The organism is Sphingopyxis sp. Geo48 (assembly GCF_949769155.1).
In the GTDB taxonomy this organism is placed as follows: Bacteria; Pseudomonadota; Alphaproteobacteria; order Sphingomonadales; family Sphingomonadaceae; genus Sphingopyxis.
This window is the reverse complement of sequence record NZ_CATKPA010000001.1, coordinates 709,432-724,479: the sequence shown is the minus strand read 5'-3', so window position 1 is coordinate 724,479 and position 15,048 is coordinate 709,432. Positions and strand designations below refer to the sequence as shown.

Below are 15,048 nucleotides of genomic sequence, written 5' to 3'. Positions count from 1 at the left end.
GTCTGTCTCTTATCCTGTAATTGCACAGCCGACGCGGATTTCTCCGCCAAAGAGCGCATCGCCCCGCTGGCCGGGCCGGATTTCATGGATTCCGGTGATCGCCCCGGTCGACACCCAGGTGCCGGGGGTGATCGCGATACCGCGCGCGCGCAAGATGCGGATCAGGAAAAGCGCCGATCCGAACGGACCGTCGAGCATCGTCTCCATCGTCGCGGCGCCGACCGGTGCATCATCGACGAAAAATTCGACGGGCATGCGGATCAGGTCGGCATCGCGCCAGCCGGGGATCGCGGGGCCGAGGATCAGCCCCTTGTTATTGCCATAGTCGGAGGCCGTGACCGCCGGGCCATGCTGGTTGATCGCGCGAAAGGGCGAGCTTGCGATCTCGATGCCGGTGCGCACCTCGATGATGCAATCCTTCACCGAATCCATGTCATGATCGCGCGTACCGACATCACCCAGACGCAGCAGGACTTCGGCCTCGGCCGCCGCGAAACCGTCGGCATAGACCGGCATTGCGGGGCGCTGCCCCGCACTGCCGTCGAAAATCTCGTCGCTGAAAATGGGGCCGGTCAAGCGGTTGTCGCCATAGGTGCCGACCAGTTCGGCGGCGATGCGGCCGACCTTCCAGCCGCCGACACGGCGCCCGTCGGACGCGATCGCCGCATCCTGGATCGCATAGGCCTCCGCCATGCTCGCGGGCATCGTGCCGGGATACAAGGTAAGCGGTGTCTTTTTTTGACGCGCCGCGAGAAACGCCTTGGCGATATTCTGCTGTTCGTTCGTTGCCGGCATCATTGCGATATCCCTCTTCCGCAGAATGTTCTAAAAGACACCGGTGTCAAAAGCAAGCGAATAGCCGTGGCCGTGGTTGATTTTGCGCGGCCAAGCCTTCACTAGGGACGGTACCGGCCGAAAACTGGGCTTGGCGCTTCAGGTGCGCGGCGCGGTGGAGAGAAAGCGTTATCATGGCGGCACGCGCGGGCGGACAAGGTGGCAAGCAACCGACGATCAACGATGTCGCGGCGCTCGCGGGGGTTTCGAAAAAGACGGTCAGCCGCGTCATCAACCGGTCCGAGTTCATCAGCGAAAAAACCCGCAAGTCGGTGCAGCAGGCGATCGAAACGCTCGGCTTCGTTCCCAATCCGCAGGCGCGTGCGCTCGCCTTTCGCCGCAATTTCCTCATCGCGCTGCTCCACGACAATCCGAACGCGCAGACGGTGCTCAATTTCCAGCAGGGCGTTCTCGACGCGATCAAGGACAGCGATCTGGCGCTGCTCGTCCGCCCGGTCGATCGCGGCTCGGACAAGCTGCTCGACGACGTGCGCCTGTTCCTCGAAAAGCAGCGCCCGATCGGTGCGATGCTGCTGCCGCCGATTTCGGAGAATGACGATCTTGCGAAACTCTGCGAGGATCTGGGCGTGCGCTATGTGCGGGTCGGATCGGCGCCGCTCGACGATGCAAGGCATTGCGTATCGTCGAACGATCGCGAGGTCGTCGCCGAGGCGGTCGGCAAGCTGATCGCGCTTGGCCACCGCCGCATCGGCTTCGTGCGCGGCCCCGCCGGCTTCCGCTCGGCCGCCGAACGCGAAGAGGGATTCCGCGCGGCGCTCGCCGCGGCGGGCCTGTCGCTTCCCGACGAACTCTACGCGCCCGGCAACTATCGCTACACCGCAGGAGTCGAGGCGGGCGAGGCGATGCTGTCGCTCAAGGAACCGCCGACCGCCGTTTTCGTGTCGAACGACGAAATGGCAGCAGGCGTGATGAGCGTTGCGCATGGCAAGGGTCTGTCGGTTCCCGCAGACCTGTCGATCATCGGTTTCGACGATTCGCCAACCGCGACGCATATCTGGCCTGCGCTCAGCACGGTGCGCTGGCCGATCCGCGAGATGGGATCGCGTGCCGCGCGCACGCTCGTTGCCGATTTCCTCGGCTCCAGCGCCAAGGCCGCCGACGATGAAAATCCGGTGATGCCGTCGACCTTCATCGAACGCCAGTCGGTCGCGCCGCCGCGCGGCTGACCTGCCCTATCGCCGGACGTCGAGCGCACCGGAATGGAAGGCGTCGATGTCGCTTTGCCCAAAGCGGCTGGCATCGCCCGGCAGCGAATGTTTGAGGCAGGCGAGCGCGAGTCCGCTTTCCGCCATCGCGCGCGCATCGCCGCCCGACAGATGCGCATGAAGCACCCCCGCTGCGAAGGCGTCACCGGCACCGATGCGGTCGACGATGCCCGTCACATCGACGTCGGCCGTCTGGTGGCTTGCGTCGCGCAGGTCGATGCGTGCCGCGATGCGATGATGGTCGGCGGTGACGGTGTGCCGCGCGGTCGATGCGATCAGTCTGAGGTTCGGAAAGGCCGCAAAACCCGCGTCGGCCGCTTCCCGTCGCCGATCCTCTCCCTCGCCGCCGAACGCGCGCTCAAGCACCAGCGACAGGTCGCGGTGGTTGCCGAACAGGATTTCCGCGGTGCCGATCAGCTCCGACAGGATCGCACGCGGATCGCTGCCCCACGCGTCCCACAGCATGGCACGATAGTTGCCGTCGAAGCTGACCGGCACGCCCAGCCGCTTCGCCGCGCGAGCCGCCGCCAGCGCAGCTTCGGCCGAGCGTGGCCCGAGCGCGGGGGTGATCCCCGACAGGTGCAGCAGCCCCGCCCCCGCCAGCAATCGGTCGAAATCATAATCGTCGGGGCCGGTCGCCGCGAAGCTCGATCCCGCACGGTCGTACACGATTTCCGACGCGCGCAGCCCGGCGCCGACGCTCAGGAAATAGAGGCCCATCCGCCCGGGATGACTGGTGACGGCGGTACAATCGACACCAGCGCCGCGTACCGCCGCCACCGCTCCGCGACCCAGCGCGTTGGGTGGGATGGAGCTGACCATCGCGCAGTCGTGGCCGAGATGCGCGAGGCCGATCGCGACATTCGCTTCGGCGCCGCCGACATGAAGCGAAAGTGCGGGCGACTGCATCAGCAGCTCGTTGCCCGGCGCGGTCAGGCGGATCAGCAGTTCGCCGAAGAAGACAAGGCGGGCGGTCATGGCGCGATGCTAGCGCGCGAGCCAGCCGCCGTCGACGGCGAGGATATGGCCCTGCACATAGTCCGACGCCGAGGAAGCGAGGAACACCGCGGCACCGCCGATGTCGGCGGGATCGCCCCAGCGCCCCGCCGGAATACGTTCCATAATCTGGCGATTGCGCGTCTCGTCGGCCTGCAGCGCGGCGGTGTTGTTCGTCGCGATATAGCCCGGGGCGATCGCATTGACCTGCACGCCCTTCGCAGCCCATTCGTTGGCGAGCAGCTTGGTGAGCCCACCGACCCCCGATTTGGACGCGGTATAGCTCGGCACGCGGATGCCGCCCTGAAAGGTGAGCATCGAGGCGATGTTGATGATCTTGCCCGAGCCCCCCTCCTTCTCGATACGCGCAATCATGTGGCGACCCACGCTCTGACACAGGAAGAAGAGCGTCTTGAGATTGGTGTCCATCACCGCGTCCCAATCCTCTTCGGTGAAATCGACCGCGTCGGCGCGGCGGATGATGCCGGCATTGTTGACGAGAATGTCGATGCGGCCGAATTCGGCGAGCACCGCATCGACGAGCGGCTGCACCGCGCCGACGCTCGACAGGTCGGCGGCAAAATTTTCGCCCTTCCGTCCGAGTCCGCGCACCTTGCCGACGGTCTCGTCAGCGGGCGTGCGGCCCGCAGCGGCAATGTCGGCCCCCGCCTCGGCGAGCGCCACCGCGATCCCCTGTCCGATGCCGGCGTTGGCGCCGGTGACCAGGGCGACTTTTCCGTTTAGGTCGAACAATGACATCGGTTGTCTCATCCTCTCGTCATGCTGAACCTGTTTCAGCATCCATGGTCGGTCCCCTCATCCGGCGCGGCAACTTGGGAAGGGTCCGGCCCTGGACCCTGAAACAAGTTCAGGGTGACGAGGAGTATAGGGAGTTTCCTTACGATAGCTGACAGATGTCGAGGACGTTCATGTCCGTATAATCCTGATTCTCGCCCGCCATCGCCCAGATGAAGGCATAGGATTTCGTACCCGCCCCCATGTGGATCGACCAGGGCGGCGAGATCACCGCTTCCTCATTCTGCATGACGATGTGGCGCGTCGCCTCGCCCTCGCCCATGAAATGCATCACGCGGTCGGTCTCGACATTGTCGAGTTCGAAATAGAAATAGATCTCGCTGCGGCGCTCGTGGATATGCGGCGGCATCGTGTTCCAGACACTGCCTTCCTTTAGCACGGTAAGCCCCATGACGAGCTGCGCGCTGTCGCAAACGCCGGGAATGACGAGCTGGTAGATCGTGCGTTCGTTCGATTCGGCGAGGCTCCCGCGGTCGAGCGCATTGGCGTCGGCGATGCCGAGCTTGCGCGTCGTGAACGCCTTGTGCGCCGGGCACGACGCCAGATAGTAGCGCGCACCCTGCCCCGCGAACTCGACGTCCTTCGCGCCCATCGTCACATAGAGGCAATCCTTGTTGCCGAGCGTGAAGACCTCACCGTCGACGGTGATGGTGCCTTCCACAGACGAAATGTTGACGATCGCGAGCTCGCGCCGCTCGAGAAACGGGTGCCCGGCCGCCGACGGCGGCTCGGTCTGCGCCGGCAGCTTGACCGGCGCGCCGCCGACGGCAACCCCGCCGATCACGAAGCGGTCGGCGTGGGTGTAGTTGAGAACGCACTCGCCGGTCCGGAACAAACTCCGGATCAGATAGCGGTCGCGAAGCTCCGCGTTCGATACGTCCTCCATCATCACGGGATGGGTGGCGTAATAGGTGCGATCGAACATGGCGGCATCCTCGAATGAGATTGGTTTGCGACAGGAATAGAGAACAAGGTAACCGGTGTCAATATCGTGCCCGAGCTGCCATTGGACTGAAAAGCGGCGACGCCGCGAGACTCCCGATTGCCGTACCGCACATCCCTATGATACCGTTCGCACACCACCGAAAAGATTGCGGGGCGGCGATGCATCGTCCCATCCGGCACATAATGGCTCAAAGCTCTGCGGGGACTGCAATCCGCGGGCGCATCAGACAATCGGGGACATGATATGGCGCCATCAGACGAGTTTCCCATTTCGCGGCGCGGACTGCTGGCCGGCGGCGCTGCGTCGGTCGCCACCGCGGCGGTCGCCAGACCCGCGATGGCCGAGACAGAATCCGCCAAGGCTCCGGCAAACCCGCCGACTGCGAAGGTCGATTTCGAAGTCAACGGCACCGCGCACTCGCTCGAACTCGATACGCGCACGACATTGCTCGACGCGCTGCGCGAGCATCTGCGCCTGACCGGCACCAAGAAGGGTTGCGACCACGGCCAGTGCGGCGCCTGCACCGTCATCGTCGACGGGCGGCGGATCAACAGCTGCCTGTCGCTCGCGGTCCAGCACGACGGCGACCGGATCACGACGATCGAGGGGCTGGGTCAGCCGGGCAATCTGCATCCGATGCAGGAGGCCTTCGTCGTCCACGACGGATATCAATGCGGCTATTGCACCCCCGGCCAGGTCTGCTCGGCGGTCGCGGTGCTGGATGAGATCAAGGCCGGCATCCCTAGCCATGTGACCGCCGACCTCACCGCCGCGCCCGCCGTCACGCCGCACGAACTGCGCGAACGGATGAGCGGCAATATCTGCCGCTGCGGCGCCTATTCCAACATCGTCGAGGCGATTATCGACGTCGCGGGAGTGAAGGCATGAAAAGCTTCACCTACGAGCGGGTCGACACCCCCGCCGCCGCCACCGCCGCCTTTGCCCGCACGCCGGGCGCGCGCTTCATCGCGGGCGGCACCAACCTCCTCGACCTCATGAAGCTCGAGATCGAAACTCCCGCTCATCTGATCGACGTCAGCCGGTTGAAGCTCGACACGATCGAGCCGACGAGCGATGGCGGGCTGCGGATCGGGGCGATGGTGCGCAACACCGACCTTGCCGCCGACGCGCGCATCCGGCGCGACTATGGCCTCGTTTCGCGCGCGCTCGTCGCGGGTGCCTCGGGTCAGCTTCGCAACAAGGCGACGACCGCGGGCAACCTGCTCCAGCGCACGCGCTGCCCCTATTTCTACGACACCAACCAGCCGTGCAACAAACGCCGGCCGGGCAGCGGCTGCGCCGCCATCGGCGGGTTCAGCCGCCTGCACGCTGTGGTCGGTGCGAGCGAGGCCTGTATCGCCACCCACCCCAGCGACATGGCGGTCGCGATGCAGGCACTGGACGCGATGGTCGAGACGGTCGACAAGGCGGGCAAGGCACGCCGCATCGCCCTTGCCGACTTTTACCGCGCGCCGGGCAGCACGCCGCACCTCGAAACCGCGCTGGCGCCGGGCGAGTTGATCACTGCGGTGACCCTGCCGAAACCCGTCGGCGGCACGCATATCTATCACAAGGTCCGCGACCGCGCCTCCTATGCCTTCGCGCTCATCTCGGTCGGCGTCATCGTCCAGCCCGACGGCAGCGGCCGCGTCGCGCTCGGCGGGGTCGGTTACAAGCCGTGGCGGGTCAAGGCCGCCGATGCGGAGCTGCCGCGCGGCGCGAAGGCGGCGACCTCGGCGCTGCTCGCGGGCGCGAAGACCAGCCACGAAAATGCCTACAAGCTGCCCCTCGTCGAGCGCACGCTCGCCGGGGTGCTGGCGCAAGCGAAAGGCTGAACCGATGAAGTTCGACACGCCTGCCACCGAAAATCCGATCGATCAGCTCAAGGTCGTCGGCAAGCCGACCAGCCGGATCGAGGGGCCGCTCAAGACCAGCGGCACCGCGCCCTACGCCTATGAACGCCACGACGCCGTGCCGAACCAGGCCTATGGCTTCATCGTCGGGTCGGCGATCGCCAAGGGGCGCATCGCGTCGATGGATCTTGCCGAGGCGAAGGCGGCGCCCGGCGTTCTCGCCATTGTCACCGCGGCCAGCGCCGGGACGCTCGGCAAAGGCGACTTCAACACCGCCCGCCTGCCCGGCGGACCCGAAATCCAGCACTATCATCAGGCAATCGCGATCGTCGTCGCCGAGAGCTTCGAACAGGCGCGCGCGGCGGCCGGGCTCGTCCGCGTCCAGTACACCCGCGACAAGGGCAATTTCGACCTCGCGAGTTCACTCGACGGGGCGATCAAGCCGCCGGCCTTTTTCGGCACCGAACCCGACAGCAGCTTCGGCGATTTCGACGCCGCCTTCGCCTCGGCACCGGTCAAGCTCGACGAACATTATACGACCCCCGACCACAGCCATGCGATGATGGAGCCGCACGCATCGATCGCAAGCTGGGACGGCGACAAGCTCACCTTGTGGACATCGAACCAGATGATCGCCTGGTCGGTCGGCGACGTCGCGAAAACGCTCGGTATTCCAAGGGAGAATGTCCGGCTGGTCTCGCCCTATATCGGCGGCGGGTTCGGCGCCAAATTGTTCGTCCGCGCCGACGCGATCCTCGCGGCACTCGGTGCCAGGGCAGCCGGTCGGCCGGTCAAGGTCGCACTGCCGCGTCCGCTCATCGCGAACAACACGACCCATCGCCCCGCGACGATCCAGCGCATCCGCCTCGGCGCGACATCCGACGGCAAGCTGACGTCGATCGGCCATGAAAGCTGGTCGGGCGACCTCAAGGGAGGCGGCCCCGAAACCGCAGTCGGGCAGACGCGCCTGCTCTATGCCGCGCCGCACCGCATGACCGCGATGCGTCTCGCCGTCCTCGACCTTCCCGAGGGCAACGCGATGCGCGCGCCCGGCGAGGCGCCCGGCCTGATGGCGCTGGAGATCGCAATCGACGAAATGGCCGAAAAGCTGGGCATGGACCCCGTCGCCTTCCGTATCGTCAACGATACGCAGGTCGATCCCGAGAAGCCCGAGCGGAAATTCTCGCAGCGCCAGCTCAACGAATGCCTCCGGATCGGCGCCGAGAAATTCGGGTGGGCATCGCGCAATCCGAAGCCCGGCCTGACCCGCGACGGCCGCTGGCTCGTCGGCACGGGAGTCGCCGCCGCCTTCCGCAACAATCTCAACGAAAAATCGGCGGCGCGCGTGCGGCTCGATCGCGCGGGGCGGGTGATCGTCGAGACCGACATGACCGACATCGGAACCGGCAGCTATACGATCATCGCGCAGACCGCCGCCGAAATGCTCGGCGTACCGCTCGATCAGGTCGAGGTCCGCCTCGGCGACTCGCTCTTCCCCGTGTCGGCGGGCTCGGGCGGCCAGTGGGGCGCGAACAGCTCGACCGCCGGCGTCTATGCCGCTTGCGCCAAGCTGCGTACCGCTATCGCTCAAAAACTGGGTCTCGATCCGGCAAAAGCCACCTTTGCGAACGGCAAGGTCAACGCCGGCCGAAAGAGCATCGCGCTCGCCAGGGCCGCGGCCGACAGCGAGGTCGTGGCCGAAGACATGATGGAATATGGCGACCTCGCGCAGACCTTTCAGCAGTCGACCTTCGGCGCACATTTCGTCGAGGCGGCGGTCGACGCCGCGACCGGCGAGATCCGTCTGCGCCGGATGCTTGCCGTGTGTGCGGCAGGGCGCATCCTCAACCCGAAGGCGGCGCGCAGCCAGGTCATCGGCGCGATGACGATGGGCGCGGGCGCGGCGCTGATGGAGGAGTTGGCGGTCGACAAGAGGTTCGGCTTTTTCGTCAATCACGACCTCGCCGGCTACGAAGTGCCCGTCCACGCCGATATCCCGTCGCAGGACGTGATCTTCCTCGACGAGGTCGATCCGACGACGTCGCCGATGAAGGCAAAGGGCGTCGGCGAACTGGGGATTTGCGGCGTCGCGGCGGCGGTCGCCAACGCGGTCTATCACGCAACCGGCATTCGCGTGCGCAACTATCCGGTCACACTCGACAAGCTGATCGACCGCCTGCCGGCGATCGCATGACGCGGCGGCGCGACTGCTACCGCACGGAGAGGTCCGAGGGGCGGTCGATGTCGGCGAGGTCGCCGGCGGCTGCCGGAACCAGCGCCGCCGAGGCAAGAAGCGCGCGCCCTCCCCGATCGCCCGTTGCCATACCCAGTTCGTCGAACACCGCGCGCGCGAACAGCACCGGAGGCATCGGCACGCCATCGCGGCTCGATGCGACGACCGGCGCCGTTTCGGGATCGAACCGCGCCAGTAGCTCGCGCAGGTGCGCCGCGCGCACGAAGGGCATATCGGCGAGGCAGAGCAGCGCCGCCCTCTCGGGGCCAGACGCCGCGGCCCCGATACCAAGCCGCAGCGAGGCCGACAGGCCAAGATCGGCATCCGGGTTGGCGACGATCTCGAACCCTTGTGCCGCGAGCAGCGTCGCGAGGTCGCCGTTGCGATCGGGGCAGACGGCTATACGCCGCGCTGGCGCAAGCTCGACGATCGCCGCCGCCGCACGAAGCGCGACGGGCATGCCGTCGATCGGCGCGAGCAGCTTGTCCGCGGCGCCGAACCGGCTCGACCGGCCCGCGGCCAGAAAGATGGCGGCAACCGCGCCCGGATCGATCATGTCGCTTCCTCCGTTGCGCGACTGTCCGGCAAAATGAACCCGCTGGCAATCACCCCCGCCGACATCCTGCGCTTTGCGCTCGACGCGCCTGCCGGAGACGCCGTGCTCGTCACGCTGGTCGGCATCGCGGGGTCGTCGCCACGCGCGCTGGGGGCGCAGATGGTCGTCCGATCCGACGGCGACTATCGCGGCTCCTTCTCCGGCGGCTGTATCGAGGCGGCGATCGTCGGCGAGGCGCGGTCGATCCTCGCAACCGGGGAAAGCCGCATCGTCCGCTTCGGCGCGGGATCGCCTTATATCGACATCCGCCTTCCCTGCGGCGGCGGGATCGACCTGCTGTTTACACCCCGCCCCGACCCGCGGGTGATCTCCGCAACGCTTGTCCGCCTCGATGCGCGTGAACCAGCCGCGATCTCTATTTCGGACGCTGGAATAACCGCTGCCCGGTCCACCGCAACATGCGGCTGGTCAGGCGACAGCTTTCTCCGGCCCTTCGTGCCGTCCCTGCGCATCGTCGCGATGGGGCACGGCGATGCGTTGGTCGCGACCGCGCGCCTCGCCCATTTCTTCGGCGCCGATGTTCGCGCTGTCTCTCCGGCGTCGGCGGACGTGGCCGAGCTTGCCGCCGCCGGGATCGCGGCAATACCGATCGACCACCGCGCCCCTCCCCCGCTTCGGGGCGACCGCTGGACCGCCTTTATCCTGCTGTTCCACGACCATGAGTGGGAAGAGGTCCTGCTCCCCTGGGCGCTGCGGCAACCGCATCTCCATGTGGGCGCCATCGGCGGCGCGCAAAGCCGCCGTGACCGGCTGAGGATGCTACGCGACAAGGGATTTGGCGAATCGAGCCTCGAGCATTTCCGGACCCCCGCCGGGCTGATCCCGGCAACGCGCGATCCGGCAACGCTTGCCCTGTCGGTCATCGCGCAAATCGTCGCCGCCTATCAGGTCGAGGGGCCGGCTGCGCAAAAGCGAGCGACCGAAGCCGTAAGCCTTTACGACTGACCGGCGAGCCCACGGTCAGGCAGGCCCGACCAACCCTCCGCCCAGCGCGACATACAGTGTCACCAGATTGTCGGCCTGCGCGCGGCGCAGTTCGATCAATGCCTGTTCGGCGGCGAACAGGCTGCGTTCGGCGTCGAGCACTTCGAGATAGGTCGAAACGCCCTCGCGGTAGCGTTTGCGCGCCAGGTCGGCGATGCGGCGCGTCGCCAGCGTACCGCGCTCCTGCGCCTCGACCTGTTCGGCAAGATAGCGCCGCCCGGCGAGCGCATCGGCGACTTCGCGAAAGGCCGACTGGACCGTCTTTTCATAGGTCGCGACCGCGATATTCTCGCGCGCCTCGGCGACCGTCAGATTGCCCCGGTTGCGCCCGAAATCGAAGATCGGGAGGGTGATCGACGGCCCGAAGCTCCACGTCAGCCCATTGTTGGTAAACAGGCCGTCGAGCGCGCTTGACGCGAAACCGACATTGCCGGTCAGCGAAATCGACGGGAAGAAGGCGGCGCGCGCCGCGCCAACGTTGGCGCGCGCCGCGCGAAGCTGTTCCTCCGCCGCCACGATGTCGGGCCGAGCGACGAGCAGGTCCGACGGCAGGCCAGCCGACAGCGCCGGCGGCGATGACTGGGCGGCCAGCGACAGCGGCGCGGGCAGATCGGCCGGAAGCGGACCGCCGACGAGCACAGCAAGGAAATTGTCCGCCTGCGCCTTCGCGAGCTTCAGGCTCGCAAGCTGCGTTTCGGCCTGCGTAAGCAGCGTTTCCGATTGGCGATAGTCGAGCGCCGAAGTCACGCCCGCATCGAGGCGCAGCTTCGCGATCCGCAGGCCTTCGCGCCGGCTGGTCACCGTCGCCTCGGCAAGCTCGATCTGCTCTTCGGCGCCGTGCGAGGCGAAATAGGTCGATGCGACGTCGCGAACCAGCGTCAGCCGGAACGCGCGCTCGGCCTGCTGCGTCGCGAAATACTGGCTGCGCGCTGCCTCCGACAGATTCTTCACCCGGCCCCAGAAATCGAGTTCGAACGAGGTGACGCCGACTCCGACCGAATAGCGGTTCGATGTGTCGGTTCCGGCGCCGGTCAGCGACGGGCCCCGGCTACGCGCCGCCTCTGCGCTCGCGCCAACGGTCGGCAGGCGATCGGCGTCCTGAATGCGATAGAGGCCGCGCGCCTCCTCGATGCGCGCGACGGCCACCGCCAGATCACGATTGCGCTCGATCGCGCGCGCGATCAGTGCTTCAAGCTGCGGGTCGGCGAAAAAGTCGCGCCACGCGACGTCGCTCGCGCGCTGCCCCGGCGTCACGTCATTCTCGAACCCCTGCGGATAATGCGCGTCGGTCGCCAGCGGCGGCCGCACATGCTCGGGCGCGAGGTTGACGCAGCCGGTCAACGCGATCGCGGCGAAAGGGACGGCGAACTTACGCATGGCCGGGCTCCGGGTCATGATGACCTCTCTCGCCGGGCGCGGGCGGTCGCTTGCGGCTCAGCCATTTGCGCACCGACAGATAGAAAAGCGGGATGAAGAAGATACCGAGCAGAGTGGCGGCAATCATTCCGCCCATCACGCCCGAGCCGACCGCGATGCGGCTCGCCGCGCCCGCGCCGCTCGCGATGACGAGCGGCACCATGCCAAGGATGAACGCCAGGCTGGTCATGATGATCGGGCGCAGACGCAGCTTCACCGCTTCCATCACCGCGTCGAGCGTGGACTTGCCCTCGGCCTCCTGCTCGATCGCGAATTCGACGATCAGGATCGCATTCTTCGCCGACAGGCCGATGATCGTGATCAGCCCGACGTTGAAATAGATGTCGGCGCTGAGCCCGCGCATCATCGAGAAGAGCACCGCGCCGAGCACGCCGAGCGGCACGACGAGCAGCACCGCGACGGGCACCGACCAGCTTTCATAGAGCGCCGCGAGCAGCAGAAAGACGACGACGAGCGACAGGCCGAGCAGCATCCCGATCTGCCCCGCGGACTGTTTCTCCTCATAGGAAATGCCCGTCCATTCATAGGAGAAACCTGCGGGCAACGAGGCCGCAAGCCGCTCCATCTCCGCCATCGCCTCGCCGGTCGACTGGCCGGGCGCGGGTTCGCCCGAGATCGTCATCGCGGGATAGCCGTTGTAGCGCTGGAGCTGCGGCGCCTCGGCCGACCATTCGGCGGTGCTGAACGAACCGAAGGGAACCATCTCGCCCGCCGCGCTCCGCACCTTGAGGTCGGTGACGTCCTGCGGGGTCATCCGGCTCGCGGCGTCGGCCTGGATCAGCACGCGCAGCACGCGGCCCTCGCGCGTGAAGTCGTTGGCATAGGCGCTGCCAAAGGCGATCGCGAGCGTCGCGTTGACGTCGCCGATCGACAGGCCGAGGGCGCGCGCCTTGATGCGGTCGATATCGACCTTCAGCACTGGTGCATCCTCCTGCCCTTCGGGACGGACGTTCGCGAGCAGCTTGCTCTGCATCGCGCCGCCCAGCATCTGGTTGCGCGCCTGCATCAGCGCCGCGCGGCCGTTGCCGCCACGATCCTGCAGCTTGAACGTAAAGCCGCTCGCGGTGCCGAGTTCGGGAATCGACGGCGGGCTCAGCGAGAAGACGAAGGCTTCCTTGATCCCCATGAACGCGCCCATGGCCTTGCCGGCGATCGCATCGGCGCTGTCCCCGTCGCCCGTGCGCTCGTCCCACGGCTTGAGCGGGGTGAACATGATCGCGTTCGCCTGCCCCTGACCGAAGAAGCTGAAACCGCGGACGAGCACGGTGTTCGCAACCTGCGGCTGCGCGGCGAAGAATTTTTTCACCTGGGCCGACGCCAGATCGGTGCGCTGCGTCGTCGCGCCCGGCGGCGCCTGGACGACGGTGATCAGATAGCCCTGATCCTCCTGCGGCAGGAACGAGCCCGGCAGGCGCGTGAAGAGCAGCGCGGTCACCGCGACCATCGCCACGAAGACGCCGAGCCAGCGCAGCGGCGCCGACAATATGTGCCCGACGCGGCCCTGATAGCGATCGGTCGTGCGGCCGAACCAGCCGTTGAAGCGGGCGAAGAAGCGGTCGAACCTTTCGCCGATGGGCCCGCTCCGCTTCTCCTCATCGTGCGGCTTGAGCAGCGTCGCGCAGAGCGCCGGGGTCAAGGTCAGCGCGAGCATGGCCGAAAAGGCGATGGAAATGGCGAGCGTCAGCGAGAATTGCCGATAGATGCCGCCCGTCGAGCCGGGGAAGAAGGCCATCGGGATGAACACCGCGATCAGCACCAGCGTGATGCCGATAATCGCCGAGGTGATCTGGCTCATCGCCTTCACCGTCGCTTCATAGGGCGACAGATGCTCCTCGCTCATGATGCGCTCGACATTCTCGATCACGACGATCGCATCGTCGACAAGAATGCCGATCGCCAGCACCATGCCGAACAGGGTCAGCACGTTGATCGAAAAGCCCGCGATCCAGAGGCCGAGGCACGCGCCCGCGAGCGCGATCGGGACGACGATCGTCGGGATTACCGTCGCGCGCCAGTTCTGAAGGAAGAGGAACATGACCAGGAAGACCAGGATCATCGCTTCGCCCAGCGTCTTCACCACCTCCTCGATCGACAGGCTGATAAAGGGGGTCGTGTCGTAAGGGATCGACCAGGTGACGTCGGGCGGAAAGCCCTTCGAAAGCTCTTCCATCCGGCTGCGGATACCCTCGGCGGTCGACAGCGCGTTGGCGCCTGGCGTCAGCTGGATGGCAAGGCCCGCCATCGGCTTGCCGTTGAGCTCCGAGGAAAAGACATAATTCGCCGCGCCCAGCTCGACGCGCCCGACGTCGCCCAGCGTCACCGCCGAACCGTCGGGGTTGGCGCGCAGGATGATGCCTTCGAATTGCTCGGGCTTGGTGAAACGCCCCTGCGTCGTGATCACGGCGTTGAGCTGGGCATTCTTTGCAAGCGGCTGGTCGCCGAGCTGGCCGCCCGGCGTCTGGCTGTTCTGCTCCTGCACCGCGCCCAGCGCTTCGGCGGGTGACAGATTGTGCGAAGCGAGCTTCTGCGGGTCGAGCCAGATGCGCATCGCATATTCGGGGGCAAAGGCCTGGACGTTACCGACGCCGTTCACGCGGCGCAGCTCGTCGAGCACGCGCGTGTTCGCGAAATTGTTGACCTCCATCGGGTCGGTGTTGCCGCTCTTCGACGTGATCGCGACGATCAGCAGGAAGCCTGAATTGGCCTCGGTGACCGAGATGCCCTGGCGGCGCACATCGTCGGGCAGGCGTTGTTCGACCCGGCGGAGACGGTTCTGCACCTCCAGCTGGGCGTCATCGATATTGGTGCCGGCTTCGAACGTCAGCGTGATCGAGGCCGTCCCGTTCGATTCGCTGGTCGAGGCCATGTAGAGGAAACCCTCGACCCCGTTCAGCTCCTGCTCGATCACCTGCGTGACATTTTGCTCGAGCGTGCTCGCATCGGCGCCCGGATAGGTGACGCTGATCGTCAGCGATGGCGGCGCGACCGAGGGATATTGCTCGACCGGCAAACCGCGCAAGGCGATGATTCCGGCCAGCAGGATGCCGATGGCGATGACCCATGAAAAAATGGGCCGGTCGATGAAAAAGCGCGGGCTCATGCGGCGC

The 15,048-nt window shown here is 66.5% G+C and carries 12 protein-coding genes; 5 read left to right on the top strand and 7 right to left on the bottom strand.

Features of this window, described 5'->3' with window-relative positions:
• Positions 1–9: 9 nt before the first annotated feature.
• Complete coding sequence (locus tag QOL79_RS03730; RefSeq protein ID WP_349306413.1) at positions 10–798, bottom strand: 2-keto-4-pentenoate hydratase; 789 nt, start codon at positions 796–798, stop codon at positions 10–12.
• A gap of 170 nt (positions 799–968) precedes the next feature.
• Here QOL79_RS03730 and QOL79_RS03725 point away from each other — a divergent pair, with 170 nt between their 5' ends.
• Positions 969–2,021 carry a LacI family DNA-binding transcriptional regulator gene (locus QOL79_RS03725; protein ID WP_283418662.1) on the top strand — a complete coding sequence of 351 codons (1,053 nt, stop codon included), beginning with the start codon at positions 969–971 and terminating at the stop codon, positions 2,019–2,021.
• A 6-nt stretch (positions 2,022–2,027) separates the two neighbouring features.
• Here QOL79_RS03725 and QOL79_RS03720 read toward each other — a convergent pair whose 3' ends face one another.
• The 3 genes from QOL79_RS03720 to kduI all read right to left on the bottom strand — a co-directional run bounded on the left by QOL79_RS03720 (position 2,028) and on the right by kduI (position 4,797).
• The gene (locus QOL79_RS03720) at positions 2,028–3,038 is read right to left on the bottom strand and encodes a sugar kinase (RefSeq protein ID WP_283418661.1); all 1,011 of its coding nucleotides are present in this window, start codon (positions 3,036–3,038) and stop codon (positions 2,028–2,030) included.
• Positions 3,039–3,047: 9 nt separating this feature from the next.
• Positions 3,048–3,815, bottom strand: coding sequence for a 2-dehydro-3-deoxy-D-gluconate 5-dehydrogenase KduD (gene kduD / locus QOL79_RS03715; RefSeq protein ID WP_204993950.1), 768 nt, complete (start codon positions 3,813–3,815; stop codon positions 3,048–3,050).
• Positions 3,816–3,954: 139 nt separating this feature from the next.
• Positions 3,955–4,797: a 5-dehydro-4-deoxy-D-glucuronate isomerase gene (kduI, locus tag QOL79_RS03710; protein ID WP_283418660.1), complete on the bottom strand. Its 843-nt coding sequence runs from the start codon at positions 4,795–4,797 to the stop codon at positions 3,955–3,957.
• 264 nt (positions 4,798–5,061) lie between these two features.
• Here kduI and paoA point away from each other — a divergent pair, with 264 nt between their 5' ends.
• From paoA to paoC, 3 genes are read left to right on the top strand one after another with little or no spacing between them, the layout of a single operon-like run.
• Entirely contained in the window at positions 5,062–5,706 is a 645-nt protein-coding gene (gene paoA / locus QOL79_RS03705; protein ID WP_283418659.1) for an aldehyde dehydrogenase iron-sulfur subunit PaoA, read from the top strand.
• Positions 5,703–6,653 (top strand): FAD binding domain-containing protein, encoded by a 951-nt coding sequence (locus QOL79_RS03700; RefSeq protein ID WP_283418658.1) that lies wholly within the window; start codon positions 5,703–5,705, stop codon positions 6,651–6,653. The genes paoA and QOL79_RS03700 overlap by 4 nt, the downstream gene beginning before the upstream one ends.
• Before the next feature lie 4 nt (positions 6,654–6,657).
• Positions 6,658–8,865 carry an aldehyde oxidoreductase molybdenum-binding subunit PaoC gene (gene paoC / locus QOL79_RS03695; RefSeq protein WP_283418657.1) on the top strand — a complete coding sequence of 736 codons (2,208 nt, stop codon included), beginning with the start codon at positions 6,658–6,660 and terminating at the stop codon, positions 8,863–8,865.
• Between the two features lie 16 nt (positions 8,866–8,881).
• On the opposite strand, the gene QOL79_RS03690 is transcribed toward paoC, so the two are convergent.
• A complete protein-coding gene (locus QOL79_RS03690; RefSeq protein ID WP_283418656.1) occupies positions 8,882–9,460 on the bottom strand; it encodes a nucleotidyltransferase family protein in 579 nt (192 codons plus the stop codon).
• Between the two features lie 33 nt (positions 9,461–9,493).
• On the opposite strand from QOL79_RS03690, the gene QOL79_RS03685 reads away from it, so the two are divergent.
• Positions 9,494–10,465: an XdhC family protein gene (locus QOL79_RS03685; protein WP_283418655.1), complete on the top strand. Its 972-nt coding sequence runs from the start codon at positions 9,494–9,496 to the stop codon at positions 10,463–10,465.
• A 15-nt stretch (positions 10,466–10,480) separates the two neighbouring features.
• Here QOL79_RS03685 and QOL79_RS03680 read toward each other — a convergent pair whose 3' ends face one another.
• Both QOL79_RS03680 and QOL79_RS03675 read right to left on the bottom strand, forming a co-directional pair.
• Positions 10,481–11,881 carry an efflux transporter outer membrane subunit gene (locus tag QOL79_RS03680; RefSeq protein ID WP_082657644.1) on the bottom strand — a complete coding sequence of 467 codons (1,401 nt, stop codon included), beginning with the start codon at positions 11,879–11,881 and terminating at the stop codon, positions 10,481–10,483.
• Positions 11,874–15,041 (bottom strand): multidrug efflux RND transporter permease subunit, encoded by a 3,168-nt coding sequence (locus QOL79_RS03675; RefSeq protein ID WP_283418654.1) that lies wholly within the window; start codon positions 15,039–15,041, stop codon positions 11,874–11,876. The genes QOL79_RS03680 and QOL79_RS03675 overlap by 8 nt, the downstream gene beginning before the upstream one ends.
• Positions 15,042–15,048 lie beyond the last annotated feature (7 nt).

Excerpts from the sequence above, each read along its gene's own strand:
- QOL79_RS03730 (WP_349306413.1), bottom strand. The coding sequence starts at position 798 with ATGATGCCGGCAACGAACGAACAGCAGAATATCGCCAAGGCGTTTCTC.
- QOL79_RS03725 (WP_283418662.1), top strand. The coding sequence starts at position 969 with ATGGCGGCACGCGCGGGCGGACAAGGTGGCAAGCAACCGACGATCAAC.
- QOL79_RS03720 (WP_283418661.1), bottom strand. The coding sequence starts at position 3,038 with ATGACCGCCCGCCTTGTCTTCTTCGGCGAACTGCTGATCCGCCTGACC.
- kduD (WP_204993950.1), bottom strand. The coding sequence starts at position 3,815 with ATGTCATTGTTCGACCTAAACGGAAAAGTCGCCCTGGTCACCGGCGCC.
- kduI (WP_283418660.1), bottom strand. The coding sequence starts at position 4,797 with ATGTTCGATCGCACCTATTACGCCACCCATCCCGTGATGATGGAGGAC.
- paoA (WP_283418659.1), top strand. The coding sequence starts at position 5,062 with ATGGCGCCATCAGACGAGTTTCCCATTTCGCGGCGCGGACTGCTGGCC.
- QOL79_RS03700 (WP_283418658.1), top strand. The coding sequence starts at position 5,703 with ATGAAAAGCTTCACCTACGAGCGGGTCGACACCCCCGCCGCCGCCACC.
- paoC (WP_283418657.1), top strand. The coding sequence starts at position 6,658 with ATGAAGTTCGACACGCCTGCCACCGAAAATCCGATCGATCAGCTCAAG.
- QOL79_RS03690 (WP_283418656.1), bottom strand. The coding sequence starts at position 9,460 with ATGATCGATCCGGGCGCGGTTGCCGCCATCTTTCTGGCCGCGGGCCGG.
- QOL79_RS03685 (WP_283418655.1), top strand. The coding sequence starts at position 9,494 with ATGAACCCGCTGGCAATCACCCCCGCCGACATCCTGCGCTTTGCGCTC.
- QOL79_RS03680 (WP_082657644.1), bottom strand. The coding sequence starts at position 11,881 with ATGCGTAAGTTCGCCGTCCCTTTCGCCGCGATCGCGTTGACCGGCTGC.
- QOL79_RS03675 (WP_283418654.1), bottom strand. The coding sequence starts at position 15,041 with ATGAGCCCGCGCTTTTTCATCGACCGGCCCATTTTTTCATGGGTCATC.